General features: G+C 32.2%; 23 protein-coding genes and 1 pseudogene. 5 read left to right on the top strand and 19 right to left on the bottom strand.

Annotation, left to right across the window (positions count from 1 at the left end):
* Positions 1 to 3 precede the first annotated feature (3 nt).
* Entirely contained in the window at positions 4 to 825 is an 822-nt protein-coding gene (locus J2S15_RS04610) for an RNA polymerase sigma factor (RefSeq protein WP_307405888.1), read from the bottom strand.
* Positions 826 to 1088: 263 nt separating this feature from the next.
* Between J2S15_RS04610 and J2S15_RS04615 the strand changes: the two genes are divergently transcribed.
* Positions 1089 to 1985, top strand: a complete 897-nt coding sequence (locus tag J2S15_RS04615; RefSeq protein ID WP_307405890.1) for a class I SAM-dependent methyltransferase — start codon at positions 1089 to 1091, stop codon at positions 1983 to 1985.
* A gap of 23 nt (positions 1986 to 2008) precedes the next feature.
* Here J2S15_RS04615 and J2S15_RS04620 read toward each other — a convergent pair whose 3' ends face one another.
* From J2S15_RS04620 to J2S15_RS04640, 5 genes are read right to left on the bottom strand one after another with little or no spacing between them, the layout of a single operon-like run.
* Positions 2009 to 2416 carry a PTS sugar transporter subunit IIA gene (locus J2S15_RS04620; protein ID WP_307405891.1) on the bottom strand — a complete coding sequence of 136 codons (408 nt, stop codon included), beginning with the start codon at positions 2414 to 2416 and terminating at the stop codon, positions 2009 to 2011.
* A 7-nt stretch (positions 2417 to 2423) separates the two neighbouring features.
* Positions 2424 to 3230 carry a PTS system mannose/fructose/sorbose family transporter subunit IID gene (locus tag J2S15_RS04625; RefSeq protein WP_307405893.1) on the bottom strand — a complete coding sequence of 269 codons (807 nt, stop codon included), beginning with the start codon at positions 3228 to 3230 and terminating at the stop codon, positions 2424 to 2426.
* Positions 3223 to 4017 (bottom strand): PTS mannose/fructose/sorbose/N-acetylgalactosamine transporter subunit IIC, encoded by a 795-nt coding sequence (locus J2S15_RS04630; RefSeq protein WP_307405895.1) that lies wholly within the window; start codon positions 4015 to 4017, stop codon positions 3223 to 3225. The genes J2S15_RS04625 and J2S15_RS04630 overlap by 8 nt, the downstream gene beginning before the upstream one ends.
* A 13-nt stretch (positions 4018 to 4030) precedes the next feature.
* The gene (locus J2S15_RS04635) at positions 4031 to 4507 is read right to left on the bottom strand and encodes a PTS sugar transporter subunit IIB (protein ID WP_307405897.1); all 477 of its coding nucleotides are present in this window, start codon (positions 4505 to 4507) and stop codon (positions 4031 to 4033) included.
* Complete coding sequence (locus tag J2S15_RS04640) at positions 4500 to 6986, bottom strand: hypothetical protein (RefSeq protein WP_307405899.1); 2487 nt, start codon at positions 6984 to 6986, stop codon at positions 4500 to 4502. Before J2S15_RS04640 ends, J2S15_RS04635 begins: the two co-directional genes overlap by 8 nt.
* 210 nt (positions 6987 to 7196) lie before the next feature.
* Here J2S15_RS04640 and J2S15_RS04645 point away from each other — a divergent pair, with 210 nt between their 5' ends.
* The 3 genes and pseudogenes from J2S15_RS04645 to J2S15_RS04655 all read left to right on the top strand — a co-directional run bounded on the left by J2S15_RS04645 (position 7197) and on the right by J2S15_RS04655 (position 9808).
* Positions 7197 to 8051 carry a MurR/RpiR family transcriptional regulator gene (locus tag J2S15_RS04645; protein ID WP_307405901.1) on the top strand — a complete coding sequence of 285 codons (855 nt, stop codon included), beginning with the start codon at positions 7197 to 7199 and terminating at the stop codon, positions 8049 to 8051.
* A gap of 318 nt (positions 8052 to 8369) precedes the next feature.
* Complete coding sequence (locus J2S15_RS04650; protein WP_307405902.1) at positions 8370 to 8963, top strand: type IV toxin-antitoxin system AbiEi family antitoxin domain-containing protein; 594 nt, start codon at positions 8370 to 8372, stop codon at positions 8961 to 8963.
* An 86-nt stretch (positions 8964 to 9049) separates the two neighbouring features.
* Positions 9050 to 9808 (top strand): annotated as a pseudogene (locus J2S15_RS04655) (nucleotidyl transferase AbiEii/AbiGii toxin family protein).
* Positions 9809 to 9849: 41 nt separating this feature from the next.
* On the opposite strand, the gene J2S15_RS04660 reads toward J2S15_RS04655, so the two are convergent.
* The 12 genes from J2S15_RS04660 to J2S15_RS04715 form a co-directional block, all read right to left on the bottom strand.
* Positions 9850 to 11154 carry a PTS sugar transporter subunit IIC gene (locus tag J2S15_RS04660; RefSeq protein WP_307405904.1) on the bottom strand — a complete coding sequence of 435 codons (1305 nt, stop codon included), beginning with the start codon at positions 11152 to 11154 and terminating at the stop codon, positions 9850 to 9852.
* A gap of 13 nt (positions 11155 to 11167) precedes the next feature.
* Positions 11168 to 11467 (bottom strand): PTS sugar transporter subunit IIB, encoded by a 300-nt coding sequence (locus tag J2S15_RS04665; protein WP_307405906.1) that lies wholly within the window; start codon positions 11465 to 11467, stop codon positions 11168 to 11170.
* A gap of 2 nt (positions 11468 to 11469) precedes the next feature.
* Positions 11470 to 11799 (bottom strand): PTS sugar transporter subunit IIA, encoded by a 330-nt coding sequence (locus J2S15_RS04670; protein WP_307405907.1) that lies wholly within the window; start codon positions 11797 to 11799, stop codon positions 11470 to 11472.
* Positions 11800 to 11807: 8 nt separating this feature from the next.
* A complete protein-coding gene (locus tag J2S15_RS04675) occupies positions 11808 to 13244 on the bottom strand; it encodes a 6-phospho-beta-glucosidase (protein ID WP_307405909.1) in 1437 nt (478 codons plus the stop codon).
* Positions 13245 to 13430: 186 nt separating this feature from the next.
* Positions 13431 to 14165 (bottom strand): MurR/RpiR family transcriptional regulator, encoded by a 735-nt coding sequence (locus tag J2S15_RS04680; protein ID WP_307405911.1) that lies wholly within the window; start codon positions 14163 to 14165, stop codon positions 13431 to 13433.
* Between the two features lie 358 nt (positions 14166 to 14523).
* Entirely contained in the window at positions 14524 to 14820 is a 297-nt protein-coding gene (locus J2S15_RS04685) for a PTS sugar transporter subunit IIA (RefSeq protein WP_307405912.1), read from the bottom strand.
* A gap of 17 nt (positions 14821 to 14837) precedes the next feature.
* Positions 14838 to 15137: a PTS sugar transporter subunit IIB gene (locus tag J2S15_RS04690; RefSeq protein WP_307405914.1), complete on the bottom strand. Its 300-nt coding sequence runs from the start codon at positions 15135 to 15137 to the stop codon at positions 14838 to 14840.
* A gap of 60 nt (positions 15138 to 15197) precedes the next feature.
* Positions 15198 to 16469, bottom strand: a complete 1272-nt coding sequence (locus J2S15_RS04695; protein WP_307405916.1) for a PTS sugar transporter subunit IIC — start codon at positions 16467 to 16469, stop codon at positions 15198 to 15200.
* A 159-nt stretch (positions 16470 to 16628) separates the two neighbouring features.
* Positions 16629 to 17084, bottom strand: a complete 456-nt coding sequence (locus J2S15_RS04700) for a DUF3284 domain-containing protein (RefSeq protein WP_307405918.1) — start codon at positions 17082 to 17084, stop codon at positions 16629 to 16631.
* A 10-nt stretch (positions 17085 to 17094) separates the two neighbouring features.
* Positions 17095 to 18438: an MATE family efflux transporter gene (locus tag J2S15_RS04705; protein ID WP_307405920.1), complete on the bottom strand. Its 1344-nt coding sequence runs from the start codon at positions 18436 to 18438 to the stop codon at positions 17095 to 17097.
* Between the two features lie 7 nt (positions 18439 to 18445).
* Positions 18446 to 20353 (bottom strand): oxidoreductase, encoded by a 1908-nt coding sequence (locus J2S15_RS04710; protein ID WP_307405922.1) that lies wholly within the window; start codon positions 20351 to 20353, stop codon positions 18446 to 18448.
* Positions 20354 to 20362: 9 nt separating this feature from the next.
* Positions 20363 to 21775: a 6-phospho-beta-glucosidase gene (locus J2S15_RS04715; protein ID WP_307405924.1), complete on the bottom strand. Its 1413-nt coding sequence runs from the start codon at positions 21773 to 21775 to the stop codon at positions 20363 to 20365.
* Positions 21776 to 21973: 198 nt separating this feature from the next.
* Here J2S15_RS04715 and J2S15_RS04720 point away from each other — a divergent pair, with 198 nt between their 5' ends.
* Positions 21974 to 23866, top strand: a complete 1893-nt coding sequence (locus J2S15_RS04720; RefSeq protein WP_307405926.1) for a BglG family transcription antiterminator — start codon at positions 21974 to 21976, stop codon at positions 23864 to 23866.
* A gap of 40 nt (positions 23867 to 23906) precedes the next feature.
* On the opposite strand, the gene J2S15_RS04725 is transcribed toward J2S15_RS04720, so the two are convergent.
* On the bottom strand, positions 23907 to 25103 hold the full coding sequence (locus J2S15_RS04725; protein WP_307405928.1) for an ATP-binding protein: 1197 nt from the start codon (positions 25101 to 25103) through the stop codon (positions 23907 to 23909).
* Positions 25104 to 25180 lie beyond the last annotated feature (77 nt).

Raw genomic sequence — 25180 nt, forward strand, 5'->3', positions numbered from 1 at the left:
AACTTATCTTTCAACCACAGTAGTAGGCTCATTAACAACCGTATATGTACCATAACCAACAGTCACGACTGACATAACAAGTAAGAACTTAGCTGCATTCGCCCCAAAGAATTGCATAATAGCGATACCTCCAGCATTTGCTGCTATCTGATATCCGCTTGTTGCATTTCCAATATTGTTATAAATATTAGTTAGTGTTGCATTTGATATGATACTTTCATAAAATGCCTGAATAACAAATGGAGATAATCCAACTGAGAACATTCTAGAAGGTGATATACCTTTACTTCTTAGTGCTGGTTGTAAGTTTTCTCTAATAATTGATAATCTTGTCTTTACTGTTCCTGTAGGAATATCTAATACTTCTGCAATCTCTTTAATTGTTAAATCATCAAAATATTTTAGGATTGCTACCTGTCCATATATTTCAGGCATCTTCTCAATCTCATCTTTTACCAGATCTACAATTTCTCTTTTAATATATAATTCATCTGGCATTTCCTTATCGTATACAATTTCCTCTAAATTGGTGTCATCATCCAGATTAACCTTATGTTTATCTTTTGAACAAATTGTAATTGCCTGATTATATGCAATTCGATACAACCAAGAATGAAATGCCTCTGGTGATTTAAGTGACTGAATATTTTTAATCACCCGTATAAACGTTAGCTGTAACCCTTCTTCTGCATCTGCTGTATTCTTTACTATACTGAAAATAAAATAATATAATTGTCGATTGTAATGCTGATAGATTTGCTCAAAAGCTGAAGTATCACCTTTCTGAAATCTTCGAACATATGTCTTATCTATTTTTTGTGTCATCTTGCCGCCCCGTAAAACAAAGTCCTTTCTTATACCATGACTTTCTTATCATTGATATGGTTTGTATTTTCTTAAATTTCTTTTCAAACCATTTCCCAATCAATGGAATTCATTCCTTTCTGATAGTTAGTCGTGATTTCTTAGAATAGAGTTCATTTTGCTTTATAAACTTTTTTATTCAAGATAAATAGATTTGATTTTGATTAATTACTATTTTATACTTTAAAGAGAACAATGTATAAATTAAATAGAGAGGCCAGATTATGGTAATAAAACTTAAAACCACAATACCTTCTAAGGACAAAGGTAGATTATTGATGCCATTACCTTATGATGAAACAAGGGTACTAGATAAACTGCCAACACAGAAAGTAATAGCAGTAATTAACAAAAAGAAATATACCTGTAATCTGTTTTATAAAGAGGATGATATTTTTTATTTACATATCACAAGATTAATAAAAAAAGAAGTAGGTTTGGGATCAAGGGTTTCTCTTACTTTAGAAACAACAGAAGAAAATGAAGAAACTAACAAGATTCATAACGATGTCTTAGATTGGGAGACCTCAAAGTGTAAACACATTATGAAGGAAGTTGGAATCAAAGAAAATGATACGATCGCTGATTTTGGTTGTGGTTATGGTCATTACACAATAGGTTGTGCTTTAGCTTTAGAAAATACTGGAAAAGTAATTGCAATTGATTGTGATTCTAAAGCATTAAAATGGATCAATGAAAAAGAAAAAATGTTTTCTATCAATAATATAGAAACAATCAAAACAAGTGGGGAATCTACTATTAGTCTTCCTGATAGTAGTGTGGATGTTATTTTATTATATGATATTTTACATATTCAAGATAAGAATACAGGAAAATCATTAGCACCCTCTCTATATAAAGAAGCTTATCGGGTTTTAAAAAAGAATGGAATTTTATCTATACTTAACTTTATTAGTGATGTAAAAACAATGAAGATGGAAAATAACCAACAAATGACGTTTGACGATATTCATAACGATATAATAAATGTGGGATTCTCTTTTTCTCATTCAGTAGAAAATGGAGTGCATTTTGATTGGTATCATAGTAGTTATAGACTAAAAAAAGGATTATTATTCTCACAATTAGAAAAAGGAGTAATTCAAAATTATATTAAATAAACAAAACACGCAAACGCGTGTTTTTAGTTTTCATCATCACTCATATTCTCATATACACTTCGAATATCGATGATTGCATTTCTACCTATGTTAATTAGGCTCTCTTTCTTTTCATTTGGATTTAATACAGCAGATAGGACCATTGGAAGATTCATTCCACTGATAATCTCATAATGCTTATTTTCAGATAAATACTTAAGTGTGGTATTACATGGTGAACCACCATATAAATCAGCAAAGATAAGTACTTCCTTATAATTGATTAACTTTTCCAACATATCATCTAATTTCTTTTCAAAATCATGAATGTTCTCTTTCACATACAAGCCAACACAATATAAATTTTCATTTGACCCCACAATCATTTCTAATGTATTCTTTAATTCATATGCTAGTTTTCCATGTGATATTAATAACACTGCTTTACTCATAATACACCTACGCTATCGCAATTCCTGTTACTGAGAATAGAATAGATAAAATAATTACAATCAGAATTAATTTAGTAGTAGTAAGATTAACTTTACCAACCAACCAGTACAGACTGACAGCTAATAATGCCTGTGGTAATTTAGGTAGAATTTTATCAAACAAATCTACTTGTAAATCTAGAGAAGTTGAGAATAATCCTACCGTTCCAAGATTTAAAGTTACCATTGATGCAATCATTGATCCTACAACAATTAGACCCAACACTGAAATTGCTTTGGTAATATTTTTTAGTTTATCTGAATACAATCCTACTAAGTTTGTACCTTGTTTATATCCAAGATTAAATAAGAATGGACGTATTACAAATAAAGCAAACATATACCATACTTCCCAAATGATAACTCCTGTTACATTCCCATCAGCAGCCATTGTGGCGGCAATACTTCCAAAGATAACTGAGTTCATCATTGCGAAGATTGTATCTCCAATCCCCGATAACGGACCCATTAGTGATGTTTTTAGTGAGCTTACAGTTTCAATCGCAGATATTCCTTCTTGTTCTTCTATTGCAATATCCATCCCCAGAATCAAGTGAGCCATATGTGGTGTACAGTTAAAGAACTGTGAATGTGCAAGCAATGCCTTATCCATTGCTTCTGTATCATCTCCATACAACTTCTCAATTACTGGTAACATCGTCGTAAGATAACCTGATCCCTGCATCTTTCCATAATTAGAACACAATTGCCCCATTAGAACCCAACGCCAACTTAACCTGCTTAATTCACTTTTCGTAAATTTCTTATCACTCATCGTAGTCATCTCCTTCCAATCCAGTAAAGGTAGCCTGTGGTGTTGCTTCTAATGAGTTTTTATAAATTGTCACAGCAACAACCGCTCCTACAATTGCAACTCCCAAAGTAGTTAATCCAAAGAGTGCAGATAATGCAAATCCAAGAATTACAAAATGAAAGTTTTCTTTTGTTGGTAAATATTTCAACAATACTACAAATCCTACAATCGGTAATACCCCACCTGCAATTTTAAATCCATTGATTAACCATATTGGAGTGTAATCATTCAAAAGAGTTACTAAGCTTGGTCCAATAATCAATCCTAAAGCTACTGGTATTGCTCTTCCCAAGAATAACGGAATCGCACCACAGACATTAAACATTCTGATTTTATTTAAATCTCTGTTTGCAACTGCTTGGTCAATTCTTCCCTGAAAGAAGGAATTACACATTTTAGCAATTACATCCATCTGAATTGTAAAAGCAGCAACTGGAATACCAAATGTCACAATATATTCTTGAGCAACATCCACGCCACCATGCATCGAAGCCAATGCAATTACTAAGATTGCAGCAGAACGATACTCTGGTATTGAAGAACCACCAATAGCAGCCATCCCTAATGCTAATAACTGGAAGGTTCCTCCAACTATTAAACCTAACTCAAAGTCACCTACAACTAATCCTGTAATAATCCCTGTTAATACAACGTTATGATATGCACCTGTCATAAAACTCATTGCATCTACATAACTAAGACCTGCAAATAAAACTAATATTATAATCTGCCATACTTCTAAGATCATTTCGTTTCCTCCTTTATCTTAATTCTTTATAGTTTTCCCAAGTATCTGCCGGAGTCATCTGCAATCCTATCGTTACCCCATAATCACATATACTGTCTAACTCTAATCTCTGTTTATCATTTACATAAACTGATCTTCTTAACATTTTCGAATCATCTTTTCCAGATATATTACCAAGAATCAGTTCTGGAAATTTAATTCCTGCTTCTAATAATTCTAAAAAATATTTCGGTTCTTTACATACAATAAAGATTCGTTCTTCACCATATTTATCAGACAATAAATTCTTCACTGCTGTTTCTATTGATAAGATTGACAACTTACAATTTGGTGGACAAGCCATCTTTAATGCCATTTTATCAATGTCATTCTTAATCACTTTATTATCAATCACCATAATTCTTTGTGATTTTAGTTTATTTGTCCATCCGGTTGCTACCTGACCATGAATCAAGCGTTCATCTACTCGACATCCAACAATATTACTCATTTTCTTCTATCCTTTCTTCTAAATAATTCATCTCATCAAATTCCATTGAGCACATCACGTGCCCAGTTACATGTTCTGCTTTATATGCTTTTCCATATTCTGTTTCAACAAGTTCATAATGAAATTCTTCACCAACACTATTTGGTTTTACTGAATTTAATAACAACTCTAGTTTTTCTTCTTTTCCCTCTTCTCCAAATACATAAATCGTTGCATCCTTTAATCCATCCAACAAAATTCTACGTTTCATAATTACACTAACAGGACCATACTCACTCATTGATATAACACCATTCTCTTTTTGGTCAACAAACACTCTACACTCTCTATTAAAAGAGCGAGGAAAATGATATTCACCATATCCATTGTTTATGTATACTTCATGTCCTATGAGGACTGGTACACCAAGTGAAAATCTTATCTTTAACCCTATTGTAGCATCTGGGAAATAACCCGAGAATAAGAAGGCATTATTGCTTCTATGAATGGTAAGAGCTGGCATCTTTGTCTTCATACTTTTCCTTTGAAATTCAATATGCATACCAAACTCCTGTAAGGCATATCTCAATAGATACTCACTATGGAAATACCTATCTTCAGTATATGGAACAAGCAGATTACTATTGCTACGAACTTCATTCGCATTGGATCCTCTTATCCATACAAGTGTTCCTTTAATTTCTCTTTTCACTCCAAACACTCTTACTTCATCATCCTGTCTAACTGATGCAAGGACCTTAGAACTAATTAGTTTTTCATTATCAATTACTGTATCGATCAATCCATCTGATAGGTTTGGGTTGTGGAAGATTTTATCAATATTGTCTAAGTTTTCATCTCCTAGTTTGTATGTAGATTGTAATTGCAGTTCTCCATATAAACCTTCATCCTTTCTAACATTCAATAATGTTAAGATGTCCTTACCTGCATCACTCAATGAACCATACATTAATACCTTTCCACCATTTTCAACATATGAAATTAACGCTGTTTCGTGCTTAGTTCCTTTATATGGTACTGGCGATAAAATAATAGTCCCTTTAAAATAATCATATTTATCATTCGCATATTTTGCAAAGTTGGTTGTTGAAATAACATTATTAATTGGCATTCCTCCATTAATTGCAGAAGTAATAAACCAATCTTCAAAAAATGGTTTTTTTAGATTATAGTTCCCCATAACATCTTCATTTTGGTATTCATGAAATGGATATACCCAAAGAATTGGAGCTACCTTGTCAGGAAGTGTCTTTAATGCTTTGTCAATATGAGGGGATATACTTAATACTGCTTCTTCTGGCATATCACCTAGAGAATTATCAATTGATAAGAAATTCATATACTCTGGTGTTTCTATTTTCAAATCATCATCGATTCTTGCTATCGCTAGTGGCATATATATATCATGTGGTTCTCCTTCATAGCGATCAAACCATGGACTATTCATCCACCATGGATCATGCAAATAAAACCGAAACATATAATTACTGTTTTGTGGTAATTCTGCAATTCTTGACATATATCCAGATAATTCAATACCAAAGTTTTTATCTAAAGCTGCCCATGGTGAGTTTGGTGGTGGAACAATATTTAACTTTCCATTATAGATTGCCTCAGTTGCAACTGCATCGGTTGCAAAATCAATTCCTACACTAAGATTTGTACCCCTAGTCTGTACTTCATAATCTGGACATTCCTTTCGAAATAATTTCCAAAAATTTAATGTTTTCTCTTTCTGATTAAGAATTGAAACTTTGTCTTCAACAAACGTTTCACCATCAAACAATAAACCAGTAGTTGCCCAGTTCTCCGCTCCAAATCCGAATCCATTGGAAAACCAGATATAATCAAAATTGAAGTCATTTAAGAACTCATTTGCTTGTTTTCCTAAAAAGGTTGCAAAGGGTGTTCCTTCATTAATACCATTAGGATACGCTTTATAGCTTCGATTATCTTTATGTAAAAGTTCATAACTTACTACAAAACTTTTATCTCCCATTGTTCCAGCGGTACATATCTCTGGATGCCATTTGTACTTAAATTTTGACACTGCAAACTCTGGTCCTGGATCAAACGTTGCTCCTACTTTAATCGGCTTTTGCAGTACATCTTCTCCTACCTCTTTTATCATATTCACAATAATTTCTAAATCCTGATATGTAAAAGCAGGAGGATTATTCATATACAAATAATTTCTTGTATGGGGGCTTACTTTTTGAGGATCAGTAATAGGGTCCCAATCACCATGAAACTCATTTGCCCTACCAATATAACGTCCCCATTCAATCTCTTGAGTAAAATCACCTGCATATTCTAATATTTCACTTCCATCTCCAATCCACAAAAGAACACAAATTACATCTGCTTTTGCAGTGATTTCTTTCCATTGATCAAAGAAATACAAACAGACTTCTTTAATTGATTCTGGACTATTTTCCTTAAATGGTTTCAAACTCATTTCCAGTGTTATTTCTTTCATATACGTTACTACTCCTTCGCTTACAAATCGATTTGACACTTTCAGTATAAAACGAAAAAAATGAATAACAATACTTTGAGCCAAACTTCGAACAACGGTTCAATAATACTTAAAATTTACTTCTTATTTTTAGGAATGTTGTTCCAAATTAACTGATATTGTTTACAAAAAATAAGTTTCTATATATTATTGAGTTAACGAGGTACCATTATGAACTTACTAAAAAAGATGGAGAATAATAAGACTTTTTCTCAATCAGAATTAATTGTACGTAATTATGTTTTAAATCAGAAAGAAAATATTTTAAATAAAACAGTAAATGAAATTGCCAGTGAAAACTATGTATCAAAATCTACATTAACTCGTTTTTCTCAAAAACTAGGATTTAGTGGATGGAATGAATTTAAAATTGCCTTTTTTAGAGAGATTGGTAATGAGAAGAATAAAATTTCTGATGTTGATGTAAACTTCCCTTTTACTGTAGATGACTCACCTGAGTTTATTACAAAGAAATTATTAGTAATGAAACAAAACATTTTGGAACAGACATTTCAGCTTTTAGATACAAGAATGCTTAATAAAGCCGTATCATTATTGACTCATAAAAATCGTATTCATATATTTGCAGAAGGTTATTCACTATCTTCAAGCAATGACTTTTGCTATCGAATGTCAAGAATTGGTAAACATATTACTAATGACAATCAAATAGGAATGAGTTATATTGCAGAATCACTCACTGCAGATGACCTTGCTTTTATTGTATCTTATAGTGGTAGAACAAAGGATGTTGTATACGTTACATCTATTCTCAAACAACACAATGTTCCAGTAATTTCTATTACTAGTGATGAAAATAATCCGATTAGCGAATTGGCAGATATTGATATTTCTATACCAACTATGGAAGATCTTTATTTTAAAATATCGAACTATTCTACTGTTGATTCAATTCGTTTTGTATTTGATATTTTGTTTAGTCTTTATTTCAATGGGAACTTTAATGTGAATCTAAAAAATCGAACTTCTATGGCTCGTGTTGTTGATAAGAAACAAGATATATAATTTTAGGCTTAATTCAACTAGAGAATACCCAACATCTTTTAATCATCATGATTAGTGGACTTTTCGTAAATTCTTTATAAATCATACATCCGCTCTTATTAATGATAAATTTTGATGACTAGGTATCTGTTGGTTGAATTAAGCGTAATTTTATTAATCCTAAAACAATGATTTATTTTTAGGATTTTTTTGTAATACGAGTATATATTAGTAGGATAGTAATTTGAAACTATAGTCTATATAATTCAAAATAGATATAGTTAATTTTGCTAATTGTGCTTTATAAGTGTTATAATTAAAGCACAGAAAGGAAATAATATGAAAAATATCAATGATGCAAGGTTTTTTGTTAATCAAAGTAACGGAATAATTACTAATAATGATTTCAAGGAGAATGATATAGGAAAATATTTTGTTAATATGTTACTTGAGGAAGGTACATTGGAACGATATCAAAAAGGAATTTATGTCAGAAACGATACATTTGAGGATGAATTTTATATACTTCAGAAGAAGAATCCTACAATTGTTTTTTCATATAACAGTGCAATGTATCTTCTTAACCATACGGATAGAACTCCTTTTAGAATGGATATTACTGTATACCAAGGATATAATGTGCATCGTTTACCTAAAGATATAAAAGTTCATTATGTAAAAAAAGAACTTTTAAATCTTGGGACAATTAAAGTAAAAACACCGTTTGGTTTTGAAGTCATTACTTATAATATTGAAAGAATTATTTGTGATCTCATTAAAAACAGAAATACCGGAATTGATAAGGAACAAAGTAATAAGTTCATAAGAGAAATGTTTTTAGAAAAAAAAGTAAATACAACAACACTTATAAATTATGCTAAACAATTAAATTGTGAAAATAAAGTTAGAACAGTTATGGATTTATTTATATGATTAGAAGTGTTGAATCACTAAAAGGAAAAGTACGACACTATTCTAAAGAAACTGGATTAAGTGTACAACAGGTATTACAACATTTTATGTTTGAAAGGTTTCTTGAAAGACTTTCAAATTCTGAATATAAAGATAATTTTATCATTAAAGGAGGTTGCCTATTATCCTCTATAATGGGTGTGGATTCAAGAACGACAAGAGATATTGATGCGAATATTATCGGAATTGATTTCAATCAAGATATGATTACATAAATAATATCAACCACAATAGCTATCGATATTGAGGATAATGTAACTTTTATTTTAGTTAAAGTTAAAGAAATAAGATTATCAAAAAAATACAATGGTTATAGATTCACTTTAACTGGTTGTTATGGTAATTTAAGAATATCTTTCCACATTGATATTACTACTGGTGACATTGTTACCCCAAGAGCAATAAAATATGAATACAAAATGATATTAGAAAATGACTCTATAAATATACTTGCTTACAATTCTGAAACTATTTTTGCAGAAAAATTGCAGGCTATCCTACATTTAAAAACTGCTAACAGTCGTATGAAAGACTATTATGATATTTTTTATTTTTTAAGTGATGGTTGGACTCATTTAGATAAAAAGACACTTATCAACGCAATTCACACTACCTTTACTAATCGAAATACACTAGATGACTTATATCTTTTAGATCCCATTCTGCATACATTAGAAAGTGATAAAAAACTAAATGAATTATGGTTGGATTATCAAACTGTATTTTTTTACTCTAAAAACATTTCTTTTCAAGACATTATTAATCGAATGAAAGAATTTAGTACTTGGTTAAACCCATTCTTATAAATATAAAAAGAGACCTTTCCAATCAGAAAGGTCTTTCATATTTATTTAGCTTCTTCTGCAGCTGCTGCAACTTCTGCTTCTACATTCATCTTGTCTAACTTTTTAATAAATGGTAAGTATACAAAGAATGAAAGTACTAATACAAATAATTGTAACAATGCTGTTTGCCATCCACCTACTAGGAATCCTGAGATAATAGGAGGTGTTGTCCAAGGAACTAATACTCCTCCAAACAATGGTACAAGTCCTGTAGCTTGCGCAAAGTATAAGATTAATCCAGAAATTACTGGCATTGCGATAAATGGTACTGCAAGCATTGGGTTTAATGTAATTGGTGTACCAAATAGTACTGGTTCATTAATATTGAATAATGCTGGTACTGCTGATAATCTACCAATTTCTTTGTTTCTTGCTGATTTTGCAAAGAATACCATGAACATTACAACTCCAATTGTCATCCCTGCACCAGTTACAGTCATAAACTGATCTAGGAATTGTTTTGTAACAATATGTCCACCATTTGCTTGAGTTAACTTTAATCCTGCATCTAAGATTGCTTGATTTTCTAATGTATTTGCTAATAGCATTGGTTCCATGATTCCACCAACAATTGTTGATCCATGAACCCCAAAGAACCATAGGAATGGAATTAAGAATCCCATCATGATAACTCCACCCAAACTATCTGTCATACCTTGTAGTGGTGTTTGAATTACGTCATAAATTAATTCTAATAATGTTGTATTTCCAATAATATCGAATAATGCATAAGCGATAAATGTTGAAGTAATTAATACAACTCCAGGAATAAGTGAAGTAAATGAGTTTGCAACTCCTTCAGGAACTCCTGCTGGCATTTTAATACGAATATCTTTTTTCATAAATAATGAGTATACATATCCTACAATTAAACCAATTAAGATTGCACAGATCATCCCTTTTCCACCTGTCCATGCTTTGTTGATTACACTACCTACTTCCTCTCCACCAGCACTCATCACTGATGATTCTTGAAGAATTAGGAAACAAACAAATGAGATGATTCCTGCATTTAATGCTGGATATCCTTCTGCTTTTACATACTCATATGCAATCCCAATAACTGCAGCGATTGCGATAATATCAAATGTTGCTCCGGTTACTTGAAATAATGGTCCAAGTAAATTAACTGATCCTAACCATTCAACTACTGGATCATATGGGAAACATGCAATTATCAGGAAGAATGACCCGATAATTGTTAATGGCATTGTATATAAGATACCATTACGTAATGCCATCATTGCTTTTGTGTTCACAAACTTCATTATAGTTGGAACTATACTGTCATTTAAAAATTGTTTCATCGTTTTTCTCCTCTTATAAACCTAGTGCAAATGTTAGTACATTTTCACCGTTCATCATTCCATAATCTGTCATTGGTATTACACCGACAGGAATTCCTTTAGGTTCACACAAACCTTTTACTCTTTTTTCTTCATAACCTACTTGAGGTCCTAATAATATTATATCTGCTTCATCCATTTTTGCACTTAAATCATTTAAAGGATATGCAATAATTTCAACATCGATTCCTTTATTTTGTGCAACTTCTTCCATCTTCTTTACCAGCATGCTTGTTGACATACCAGCATTACAGAATAATCGAATCTTTTTCATCTCTATGCCTCCTTGATGTTACTTTGTTGATGTAATGTATAAAGATCAATAATTTCTTCAGCTACCAGTTTGAATGTTTCTGTTGTCATCAACTGATCTTCTGCATGCATCAGCAATAAATTAAATTCTGTCTTATTTCCATTTGCCTCTTCCGCAATCAATCCTGCATGTGCCTGATGTCCATCATGGAAAACTGCTTGACCTTCTTCAATTAGTTCTTTTGCACGTTCTATATTTCCTGCTTTTGCTTCTTGTATTGCATTTACATACATACTCTTTGCAGCCCCTACAGCTGCTATAATCTGAAAACTTATTAACTCTAGTCCTTCCATTACGTTACCTAACCTAACTCTTTCCCATTTGTTTCAATTACTCTTTTAAACCAATCAAAACTTTTCTTCTTACTTCTTTCTAGACTACCATTACCTTCATCATCTTTATCTACATAGATGAATCCATAACGTTTTTTCATTTCTCCTGTACCAGCTGAAACAATATCAATTGGTCCCCATGAAGTATATCCAAGAACATCTACTCCATCTTCACTCATTGCCAGTTGCATTTCTTTGATATGATCTCTCATATAGTCAATACGATACGTATCATCAACTGTTCCATCAACTACCTGATCAATTTCACCATATCCATTTTCAACAACAAACAATGGAAGTCGATAATGATCATATAACCAGTTAAGTGAATATCTGAATCCAACTGGGTCTATCTGCCACCCCCACTTGCTTGCTTCTATGTATGGATTTCTAACAAGCATTGTTTCTTCATCATAATCATAATGTTCATTACCTTCTGTATATTGTGTCGCAAACGACATGTAGTAACTGAATCCTACATAATCCACACAACCTTCTTTTAGTGCTTCTTCATCTTCTTTGGTTACATCAATATTGAAGTTCTTTCTTTGCCAGTATGTTTTAATGTATCCTGGATACTCTCCATGAACATGTACATCACCGAAATATAAACGTTTGTGCATTGCTGAGGTTGCCATCATCATATCTTCCGGTTTACATGAATAAGGATAAATTGGACACATTGCAAGCATACAACCAATCTTAAACTCCGGATTGATTTCGTGTCCTAACTTCACTGCTTTGGCACTTGCCACTAATTCATAGTGCGCTGCCTGATACATAATTTCTTCACGGTTTTCACCATCTTCGTATTTAATACCTGAATTAGTGAATGGTGCAAAATCGGTTGTAAAATTTGTCTGGTTATTAATTTCATTAAATGTCATCCAATACTTTACTTTGTGTTTGTATCGTTTGAAACAAACTTCCGCAAAGTTCATAAAGAAATCAATACACTTCCTATTTCTGAACCCTCCATACTTTTCTACTAAGTAATATGGCATTTCAAAGTGAGATAAGGTAATTACTGGTTCAATTCCTTGTTTGATACATTCATCAAACATATCATCATAGAACTGTAACCCTTCTTCATTGGGTTCACTTTCATCCCCTTTTGGAAATATTCTTGTCCAGGCTATGCTGGTACGAAAACATTTGAACCCTAATTGAGCAAACAACTCGATATCTTCTTTATAGTGATGATAGAAATCGATTGCCTCATGATTTGGATAATTAATTCCATCAATAACACCATCTGTAATCTCTCTAGGTACTCCATGTGCCCCTGCACTCATTACATCGGCAACACTGATTCCTTTCCCCCCGATATTCCAAGCACCTTCCATCTGATGTGCTGCAACAGCACCACCCCACAAAAAGTCTTCAGGAAAGCCTTTAATTGTCATTGTAATTCCTCCTGTACTATTTTCCGTTTCAACTGATATCATCTGAATACGCTTACATTGTAGCAGTAAAAAATTTGTATGTCTCAATTTTGGCAGTTAATAAAACAAGATAACTATAGTTGTAATTTGTTACACAAAAAAAACAACGATAAATTTTAGGATATCATTGTTTCAATAAAGGCTTATTTATTGGTCTATTTCCATTTTCTGTACTTTCTTCGCTAAAGTTTCAAGAATAAAGAGTACAGGTACTTGTGTTGTTAAATTTAGTGAATCACCAATGATTGTCATTGGCATATAGTATGATAAATTGATATCTGACATACTTGCAATTGTATTTACATTGGTATTTGTAATAGACAAAATAACTGATTTTGTATTTAAGAAATTATGCATCTGGTCAATTGTTTCTCTAGTTTCACCACTCACTGATAAAATAATTACGACTGAATCATCTAAATATCGATTCGGTACTGGATAAAAGGGATCATCAATGTGTTGAGAAAACTTTCCTATATTGGAAAAGAATCTGGCTCCATACTTCGCTAAAATACCAGAAGTTCCAATCCCTAAGAATATTACATTGCTTCGTTCATATATAAGTTCAGCAACCTTATTCAGTTCATTATCAAAATCTTCTGTATCAATTCGCTTAAAGTATTGAAGCATTGTATGCACATCATTATAATCTTTTGCTACTTCATTTTTTGAAAGTTCCATCTTATACTTCAGTTTGAATTCAGCATATCCCTCACAACCAATCTTCTTACAGAAGCGTAAAACAGTAGTCGTTGATACATGAGCAGCATCTGCTAAATCACGAATTTTCATATTTAAAACTTCAGTCCGATTCTTTGTAATATACTTGTATACTTCTAGTTCTGTTTCATTTAAACTCTTGATCTCAGCTGCACTAAACATGATGTTACCTCACTAAGTAAATTTTATCACATTCACATGGTAATAAAAAGAAAGTCTTTTCCATAAAGACTCTCTAATCACCAAACATTTTATGTATGGCCTGTCACTAATAATTATACACTTTAAATAAAAGTTTAAAAGACTTTTATTTATACTTTATATATAATATATTATTTATTGAGAGAGGAAGACAGTAAAAGAGTTGTCTGAAATTATTATGAAAAAAAAAATTAACAAGCAAGAATATAATTATTTTTATAATCGGTATCATTGTAGGATTACTTACTTACCCATTAATTACAAAATTAATTGTATCTATACTTAGGTAAAGAAAGACAATCGCTATGATTGTCTTTCTTTACCATTCAACTACTTCTTTAGCAATCAACTGAAAATCTTCAGCACTCATCATCTGACATTCTGCATGAACTAACAGAATATCTACTTCAATCTTTTCACCTGAAGCAAACTTTGTAAGTAGCTCTTTATGAATGCTATGGCCTTGGGCATAGCATTTATCTCCTTCTTCGATTTTGGCAATTGCCTGATCTATTTCTTTGATCTTTGCACATTTTATAGCTTCGATATACAAGCCTTTCGCTTCTCCAACAGCAGCTATAATTCTGCAACTCATTTCTGTCAACTGATTATCCATACTCTTCCTTTCTCTAACTATCCTAGCACTTCTATGATTTGACCATAGACTTTCGCTCCATCCATTTTCCCATATGTTTCCATATCTAATAAAATCACTGGTTTATCTGGATACATTGTTTGTACTTTAGAAAGATTATATCGAATTTGTGGACCTAACAATATTACATCAGCAGTCACACCTTCTTTTGAACACTCAGAATAAGGAAAGGCAATAACATCAAAGTCTTTTCCATTTTGTTTTGCTGCTTCCTGAATCTTCTTGCACATGATTGCTGTTGAAAATCCATTTGCGCAAAATAATCTTACTGTAATCATAATTTTTCCTCTCTTATAGTTTTATATAGAAGATATCAGAGAACTGATATCTTCTGATGTTTAAGCTACATTCTCTTGAATATGTTCTTGTTCTTCCATTTCATGTTCTTCACGTAAACACTTGTTGTCCCACACCTTGAGGAATGGATACCAGATTAAGAAGGTAACAAGTAGAATTACTGCGAATACTAAGAATACTCTTAAATCTCCATCACATGCAATCCAGGTCGCAAATGGTTGTGGTACTCCCGAAATTTGTGGAGTAGCACTGGCATTCATGAATCCAAGCTTGATTGCCCCAAAGTTAATAGCTACACAAATTGGATGAAACAGAATGAATGGTATTCCCAGAATCGGATTCAATACAATTGGAGTACCAAAGGTAACTGGTTCTGATATTCCAAATATTCCTGGTACTAATCCTGCTTTTCCAATTGCCTTATTTCGTTTTGCCTTACAAAAGAAAATTAGCATTATTGGTAAGAACCACCAGAAGGTTCCCATGAAATTCGCCCCTCCAGGTGTAATATAAGGTAATGCTTGTCCAGCCGCTGCTGCAGCTGACTGTTCAGCTAATAATGCCGTTTGAATTGGCATCATAATTCCGGCCAAGATTGCCCAACCGTGCATTCCCAACCAGAAGAACAATTGCATAAAGAAGTGAATTGCTACCTGATATGTAATCGTATCTCCACCTTGAATTGCTGGTGTTACAATTTGCTGAATCCATGCTGGAATTAACATTCCTGTAAATTCCTGACAAGCTAAACTTCCTAAATAAAATACTGAAATTAATATAAATAATGGAACAATCGTTTCAAATGATGAACTTACAAGTGGCGGAACTGAATCCGGCATCTTGATTTTAATATTACGTTGCACTAAGAAACGATAGATTTCTACACTTACCAATCCAGTAATTACTGCTGAGAAGATACCTGCATATCCAAAGAATGTTGCATCAAATGTATTGTTCTCAAGCGGTGATGCAATTAATACAAAACAAATTAGTGATACAATTCCACAGTTTGTTTCATTTAATTCATAATACTTTGCATGACGTTTCGCTACAGTAAATGAAATAATTAATGCTAGTAACCCAAATAACAAGTTATAGGGTAACATAATTGCACTCGCAACTTCTGGACTCCAGTCCGGAAGAAACGGTAATATATTTGGCAATGAGTTGATGATTGAGAATACTGCTGCAATCATAGTCAATGGCATGGTCATGATCACTCCATCAGCGATCGATTTTAAGAATCTATTATTTGATAATTTATCAGCAACTGGTGATAAATACTTATCAAGAAAATCTGTAAACTTTTTCATATTATCTGAACACAGAAAATTTCTATGTTCCCTCCTCTCTTATAAATAATTTATGTTATACCTGATTCATTGACATACTATAATCATTGCTAGCAATTATATTATAAAATGACATCTGAGGTTTAACAACTTACCATATGCCACTATCGTGGCAATTCCTTATGCAGTTTGTCTTTTTTTCTTTATTGTTTTTATAACCTGACGAAATTGAATTCTTTTAAATAAAGGAACTTTTCCTTTATTATCATTTTCAACTTTCATAAAGATTTGTTCGCCTTTATCATCCTTTACTAGTTTTTCTAATTCTTCACTATATAAAATTTCAATTTTTGATTCTTCTATTTCCTTGACCTTATACTGTACCTTAGTTTTTCTTTTATTACTCTCATATAAAACGGTATATGTTTTATATGGCTGATAATCAGTCAAGGTAACATATGCATACTCTGGTTTTTGTGAGTTTGAAGAAATATTCTTCTTATATGAAAATCCTTCTTTAATCTCTTCGATTTTTGTTTTTTTACCTATATAAGTAAAAATATCATCAATAATACTTTGATTCAAACAAGTAAATAATTCGTTTGCACTCACTGGCAGTTCGATTGTAAATTCCATAAATATTCTCCTAACTTTCAATTATCTTTTTATTATTCCACTTTCCAGAAAAGTAAATTGTATAACTTAATAAGCATGCCACAATCCAGCCAAACGGATACGCTAACCACAGAGCAAAGCGTCCCATATGGTTTACCATAGCATAAGCAAACAGTGTTCTTCCTCCTAGATCTAGACAAGAACATATAAATACTGATTTTACGTCTCCAGCACCTCGTAAGACACCCGTAGATGTAAACATAAAAGCCATAATTACGTAACTGAATACTGCAATACGCAAGTATTCCACTCCGATATCAATCAGTTCACTACTAATTGTTCCATCAATAAATAATCCTAATAGGTTTGCACCAAACAGATAAATAATTATTCCTGTTATGATACAAATACCAAGTGCAAATATATTAACAAAGCGAAATCCATCTTTGATTCTTTCACTTTTATTAGCACCAATATTCTGTGCAGTAAATGTAGAAATTGCAGTTCCCAAACTAACCATTGGCGTCATCGCAATTCCATCAATTTTATTTGCAGCTGTATACGCTGCAACTGTTGTACTACCAAATCCATTTAATAATCCTTGTATTGCCAATAATCCTGAACTGGATATAAGATTTTGTATAACTGCTGGCGTTCCCAGCGTTATAATTTTTTTAAACACATGGTTATCAAATTTATATTTTTCTTCATCCAGTGCTTTGTAATCCATGAATTTTCGAATTCTAATATAACAGGCAATAGCTGCAAATCCTTGTCCTATAATAGTAGCAAGAGCGACACCAGATACTCCCATATGAAATACAAGAGTAAAGACTAAGTCCAGTACTATATTAATTATACTTGCTATAAACAACATATACATTGGTGCTTTAGAATCACCAAGTGCAACTGAAATCATACTCAATGTTTGAAATAACAATACAAATACAATCCCTAAAAATATAATAAATAAATACGAAGTTATATAACTTATTATATTATCTGGTGTATTCAACAGCTCTAACATCGGATTCATAATTAACCAACCAACAATGGTAGCGATTAACCCAATTCCAACAAACGTCAGAATGGAAGTATAAATTGCTTTATTCGTAGACTGATAATTCTTCGCTCCATAAAATTGAGCAATGATAATACTTGCACCTGTTGCAAGTCCCAATCCCGCACTGCTAATCATATTCATTAAGATACCAGAAGTTCCTACAGCAGCCAAAGCTTCTTCTCCAATAAAGTTTCCTACAACTATTGAATCCACAATATTGTAGAATTGTTGAAATAGGTTACCTATAAATAATGGAATTGAAAAGATTAGTAATTTTTTCCATGATGATCCTTGAGTTAAATCTCGTTCCATCATTCACCTATAAATTTACTGCTATAAAATACGCATTGTTAGTTGCTTCCAATACTTTTCCTACTCGATCACAATCACCAACATAATAGGTTTCTGGCGTTATACCATAGAAAGAAGCAACTTTATCAGTTAGTGGACGTAATCCTACCGATACAAGCACTGTATCTGCTACTATTGTTTCTTGTTTTCCATCTTTTTCAATAATAACTCTATCATCTAGTATTTCCATACATGAAGTATTTAAGTAACTAGTAATTTTTTCACTAACTTTATCCATTGCATGACGAATCCCAATTCGATACAACATATGTCCTCTTGCACACAACTTATCCCCACTCTCAATAATCGAAACTTTATGACCATCTTCAGCAAGTTTCAATGCCATCTCACTTCCAATAGTTCCACCACCAATAATTGATACATTATGTCCGATCATGTCCATATAATTGTAACTGTCAATTGCTTCCATAACTAACGGCTTGTCAATTCCTTTTATATTTGGTTTTACTGGTGTTGCACCTATTGCAATAATTACTGCATCTGGTTCTAATGATTTTACAACTTCTGGTGTTGCTGTTGTATTGTATAAAACAGTAACTTCAGATTTTGCAATCTGTACCTGCAAATACTTACAATATCTTGCAAGATCAGATTTATGTTCATCAAGGTCTGCATGTTTTAATTGACCACCCACTTTATCACTCTTTTCAATCAACACCACATGATGTCCTCTTTCAGATGCTGTTATTGCCGCTTTACAGCCGGCAGGGCCACCACCAATAACTACTACCTTTTTAATTCTTCCAGCTTTATCAAGAACCATCGGTACTCGATTCTCTCTAAAGAATCTCGGATTCACTGAACAGGCAATCAAATTATGATCATTTGCTGCATGATAACAATATGAACAACGCAGACATGGAACAATATCCTCACTACGTCCTTCTTTTGCTTTCTTTGGCCATAGTGGGTCTGCATTCATTGCTCTTCCCAGCATCACTGCATCTGCTTGATTACTTGTTATAATTTCTTCTGCATCTTCCGGCGTAACAATTCCACCAACAGGACAAACATATAAATCAGGACAAACTTTTTTAATTTTTGCAGCCCAATGCGCATTGATATTATGTGGTTGAAATGGTGTAGTACAATGATATACATTTGTCTCATACCAAGTATCCATACCACAAGATACATTTACCATATCAATTTCGTTTTGAACTTCTTTAATAAAGGTTAACATTTCCTCAAACTCAAATGATTCATCACAATGTAGATATGCACTTAGTCTTACAATAATTGGCATATCATTTCCAACAGCTTCACGAATTGTCTTAATTGCCAGCTTTGGAAATTTCATTCTATTTTCTAAAGAACCTCCATACTCATCTTTACGCTGATTGAAACCAGGTGCTAAGAAATGAGACATAATAGATTCATGTGCCATATGATATTGTACATAATCAAAACCAAACTCTTTTGCTGCTTTCGCATTTCTTCCAAGTTCTTCAATGAAAGATAACATTTTTTCTTCTGTTACTTCCTGTAGTTGTGTACCATCTGGTTTTTTATAAGATGAAGGACCATACATCGTTCCATCCTCATCTCTTCCAAATAAGCCAAGCCCTGCACCAATCTTTGATCCGCTTTGACCAGCCAATGACATTAGCTCTCTAATAACATCTCGTTCATATTTAGGATAAGTTCCATCTTTTTGTGTTGGTGGAACCTCAACTAATATAGCTGCAGCTCCACCTGCTGTTTTATCATAAAATCCAACACCAGCATCATATTTAGGTGATGATGGGTGCTTATGCGTAGGTGGACATCCCATCGAAGATACAAATACTCTATTTTGGAAAATTACATTACGCATTCTTAGTGGTTTAAATAAATTTGGATAATTGTTTTTCATTGTTACCTCCTAATCTAAGTCTTCGCCATTTGTAGCGATTACTTTTTTATACCAATAATAACTATCTTTGATTGTTCTCTTTAAGTTTCCATTCCCCTCATTATCACGGTCGACATGAATCATTCCATAACGCTTTTTCATTTCCCCTGAACCAGCGCTTATTAAATCAATACATCCCCATGCAGTAAACCCAATAATATCAACACCATCAATATCCATGGCTTTTTTCATCTCTTCAATATGTTGACGGTAATAATCGATTCGATATGGGTCATGTACCTTGCCATCGCTTGTCAGTTCATCATGTGCACCAAATCCATTTTCTACACAAAATAGTGGAAGTTGATATCGATCATATAAACAGTTCAAACAGAAACGAAAACCAACTGGATCAATTCCCCATCCCCATTCACTTTCTACAAGATAAGGGTTTTTTACCATTTTCATCATATTACCTTGCACCGTCTCCACTTCACGAGATGTGCTTACGCCTGACATATAATAACTAAACCCAATATAATCAACGCTTCCTTCTCTTAATATCTGTTCATCTTCCTCAGCCATTTCAATATGTAATTCCTCTTTCACAAACATTCGTTTTGCTTTAGCAGAATAATACCCACGACACTGTACATCACTAAAGAAATACACTTCATCATTTGCCTGCATTGCAGCAATCTGATCATCTGGTTTGCAGGTTTCTGGGTAAAACATTGGCATACAGATCATACAACCAATCTTAAAATCAGGATTAATTTCATGCCCAAGCTTCACTGCTTTAGCACTAGCTACTAACATATTATGAGCAGCCTGATAAATCACTTGCTTACGATTCTCTCCTTCCAAAATTCTGATTCCAGTTTGTTGAGCCGGATCGTGAGCCATTGTATTAATCTCATTAAATGTCATCCAATACTTTACTTTATCTTTATATCGTTTAAAGATTACTTCACTGTACCTTACAAAGCAGTCAATTGTTTTTCTACTCTTAAACGAACCATATTTCTTTACTAATCCATATGGCACCTCATAATGAGTAATCGTAATAACTGGTTCAATTCCATACTTTAATAACTCATCAAACACATCATCATAAAACTGTAATCCTTCTTCGTTTCGCTCTGCTTCATCACCTTCTGGAAAAATTCTACTCCATGCAATTGATGTACGAAAACACTTATATCCCATACCAGCAAATAATTTAATATCTTCTTTATAGTTATGATAGAAATCAGTTGCAATATGAGATGGATAGTATTTCCCTTCAATTACACCATCGGTATATTCTCTTCGCCGATTTTTTTCACCTGCAGTAAAGCAATCAGCAACACTCAATCCTTTACCACCCTCGTTATATCCACCTTCATATTGGTTAGCTGCTGCAGCTCCTCCCCATAAGAAATTGTTTGGTATTACACTCATATGTTCCTCCTTTTTTGACTTTATCTTCTTCTTACTTGTATCTTAACCAAACTCAGGATTTCTTAACATTTTACTTTTGCCACCAACATGGCAGTCTTGAAAAAGTTGTAAATGCCACAACAGTGGCATTTTTTTAGTTGCAATTTACAAGACAAAAGATATGATAGTGTTGAAGGGATTCGCACAAAAGAGGTTCTTATGAAAGAGTTAAGTCTACGACAATATCTAATAATTAAAACATTAAAAGAAAACGGAAAACCAATGTCCAGTAATTCTTTATGTACGCTACTTAATATCTCGCCACGAACACTTCGCTATGAAATAAAAACAATCAATACAATGAGTAATGATCGAATTATTTCTTCAAGTCGTGATGGTTATCAGGTAGAACAAAATGAATCAGCTGAGGATCTTTTTCAAAACTTTAAGATAAATGATTATCTTAATATTACCAAAGCAGTATCACTTGCTTTGCTGATTCACGATACTGTTTCAGTTTATGATATGGCAGATGAATACTATGTATCCGAATCAACAATTTTTAATATTATCAAACAACTAAACGATAAATTTGAATCTTCTGGACTAAAGATTCAAAAGCGAGGAGATCGAATCAATATTATTGGCACAGAGAATGCAAAGCGGAAAATGCTAGCTCATTTCTTTTTCTCTGAAGTAGATAACTTAGCAAACCATTTAGAAAATTTTGATAACTTCTTTACTGACTTCACCTTAAGTGATATCAACAATTTGGTAAATCAATCTTTACAGGAAATTGATGTAAACATGGATACAATTTATTTCAAAAATATTGTAATTAGCTTATCCGTTGCCTTACAAAGGATTGTAAATGGAAACACTAATAAACTGAATGAAAAAACCGATTATGATACAGATAGTAATGAATATAAGTTCTTAAAATTATTTTCAACTAAAGTCGAACAAGAATTCAATATTGCAGTTAATGAATCTGACTTTACAAGTATGCTTACCTTCATTATTGGTTCATTTAGAAATAATCTGCCTGATAATAATGAAAAGATCATCAATGATGAAGAGTTCAAAGATAAAGTAAAAACAATCCTCAACAATACATTTTGTCATTATGGATTGGACATTGAATATCAAGACTTCTTTGATAGTTTTGTTTTACATATTCATTATCTATTACTTCGTTCAAAACATCAGGCATTCTTCAAGAATGATACAACCCTATCATTGAAGCATTCTCACCCTTATATATACGATATTTCTGTATACCTTACTTATCTAATCGAAAAAGAATTTGACACATCTATCAACAATGATGAGATTGGCTTAATCGCTATCTATTTAGGTACCATCATCAATAACAATATGGTTTATACAAAAGCAAAAGTAATTTGTATTTGTCCAAAGTATAATGAGATAAGAAAATTACTAGTAAACCAACTAAAAGAAAATTTTTCTAACCAGCTGGAGGTTATTAAACTGGTAGAGTCATACTCTGAAATTACAAATGAAGACCAATATGACTTTATTATTACTGTAGTTAAAAGTGAGTTTATCTTATCAAATGCAATCTATGTAAGCCCCTTGCTTACTGCAAGAGAAATTCATAGTATTGATAACAAACTGGTAGAATCCTTAAAGCAAAAGAAATCAAAAAAAGTCAAAGAACAATTAATGAATTATTTTGATCAAGATCTGTTCTTTGTAAATCACGGACTTACAGATGGAAAAGAAATCCTTGACTTCTTAAATGATAAAATGATGGGTTTAAATTATGTTCCTGACACATATCTGAACAGTGTTTTAAAACGTGAAGAATTAGCATCATCTGCATTCTTTAATAACTTTGCAATTCCTCATGCATTAAATGTTCAAGCAAATGAAACTAAGATTGCTTACTACTATAGCAGTAAACCTATTGATTGGTTTGGTGAAAAATTGCATTTAGTGTTATTACTATCGCTAAAAGAATATGATGAAAATTTCAGTAAGATTTATAATCTTTTATTTGATATCTTAATGGATCATGAAATGTTGCAGAATCTAGTATCTAACAATACATTTGATGAATTTCTTGACTACATTTCTACAAATATATAAAGGACAATCAAATTAGGATTGTCTTTTCTTAATCGCTAATTTAGTTATCTTCTAATAACCAGTCTACAATATATATAACTGGTATTCCATCAATTATTTGTGTGTCTGAATACCTACCCAAAATGAGAATTTTTTCATAATTATCTTGGATATTTAAAAGATTATCCGTTTCGCGCGAACTATTTGGCAATTCATATGCCACTTGAACATACAAAGTTTTATCAACTTTTCTAGCAACAAAATCAATTTCTTTATTATTCAACTTACCAATATCAATAGTATATCCTCTTCTTAATAGTTCAATGAAAACAATATTTTCTAATCGATTACTGTAATTTCCATCTTTTCTTCCTACAGCATTTCTTCTTAACCCCATATCAACAATAAAGTACTTTCCATTTGTTCTAAGATATTCACGCCCTCGTATATCATATTGTTTTATGCGATAGAAAAGGTAAGCATTCTCTAAAATATCCAAATAGCGATTTACCGTGTGAGAAGATGTTTCAATTCCCTCACTTTTTAGCGTATTTACAATTTTGGACACATTGATTAGTTGACCAACATTATCAGCTAAAAAACTAATAACAGATTTTAAAGTTGTTGAATCTTTTACTCCTGCGCGAAGTGCAACATCATTTAAAACAATAGTATCAAAAATACCAGATAGAATAGTATCTTTAATTGCTTCATCTGCAACTATCACACTAGGGAAACCACCATATTTTTCATACTCAAGATATGCACTATCTACTTTTCTCGAATGAACATCAATATCTTTAGCATCTAAAAACTCAACAAATGAGAATGGATAAATTGGTATTTCAATATATCGACCACTCAATAGTGTGGCTAATTCTCCTGAAAGCATATTTGCATTTGATCCTGTAATAACAATATCACTATCATAACTTACCCTTAATCCATTAACTACTCTCTGCCAGCCATCAATATTCTGAATTTCATCCAAAAGTATGTATACTTTTTCTCCATCATTAGGAAGTGATTGTTCTAACAGATTATGAAATTTCGCTTCTGTATTAATTGTCTGAAACTCAAAGCTTTCAAAGTTAAAATATATAATATGATCTTCGTTTACTCCATCCTGAAGCAAATGTTCTTTATAAAGCATTAACATTACTGACTTCCCTGAACGACGAACACCAGTAATAACTTTAATAAAGTCTGAATTTTTAAATTGTATTAATTGATTGAGATATGTAGTTCGTTGAAACATAATTGACTCCTTTTTTGAAGTTAACTTCAAATATATATAAATAATAACATTTTTTGAAGTTAACTTCAAATTTTAAG

The sequence above is a fragment of the Breznakia pachnodae genome (assembly GCF_030814225.1).
GTDB classification, from domain to species: domain Bacteria; phylum Bacillota_I; class Bacilli_A; order Erysipelotrichales; family Erysipelotrichaceae; genus Breznakia; species Breznakia pachnodae.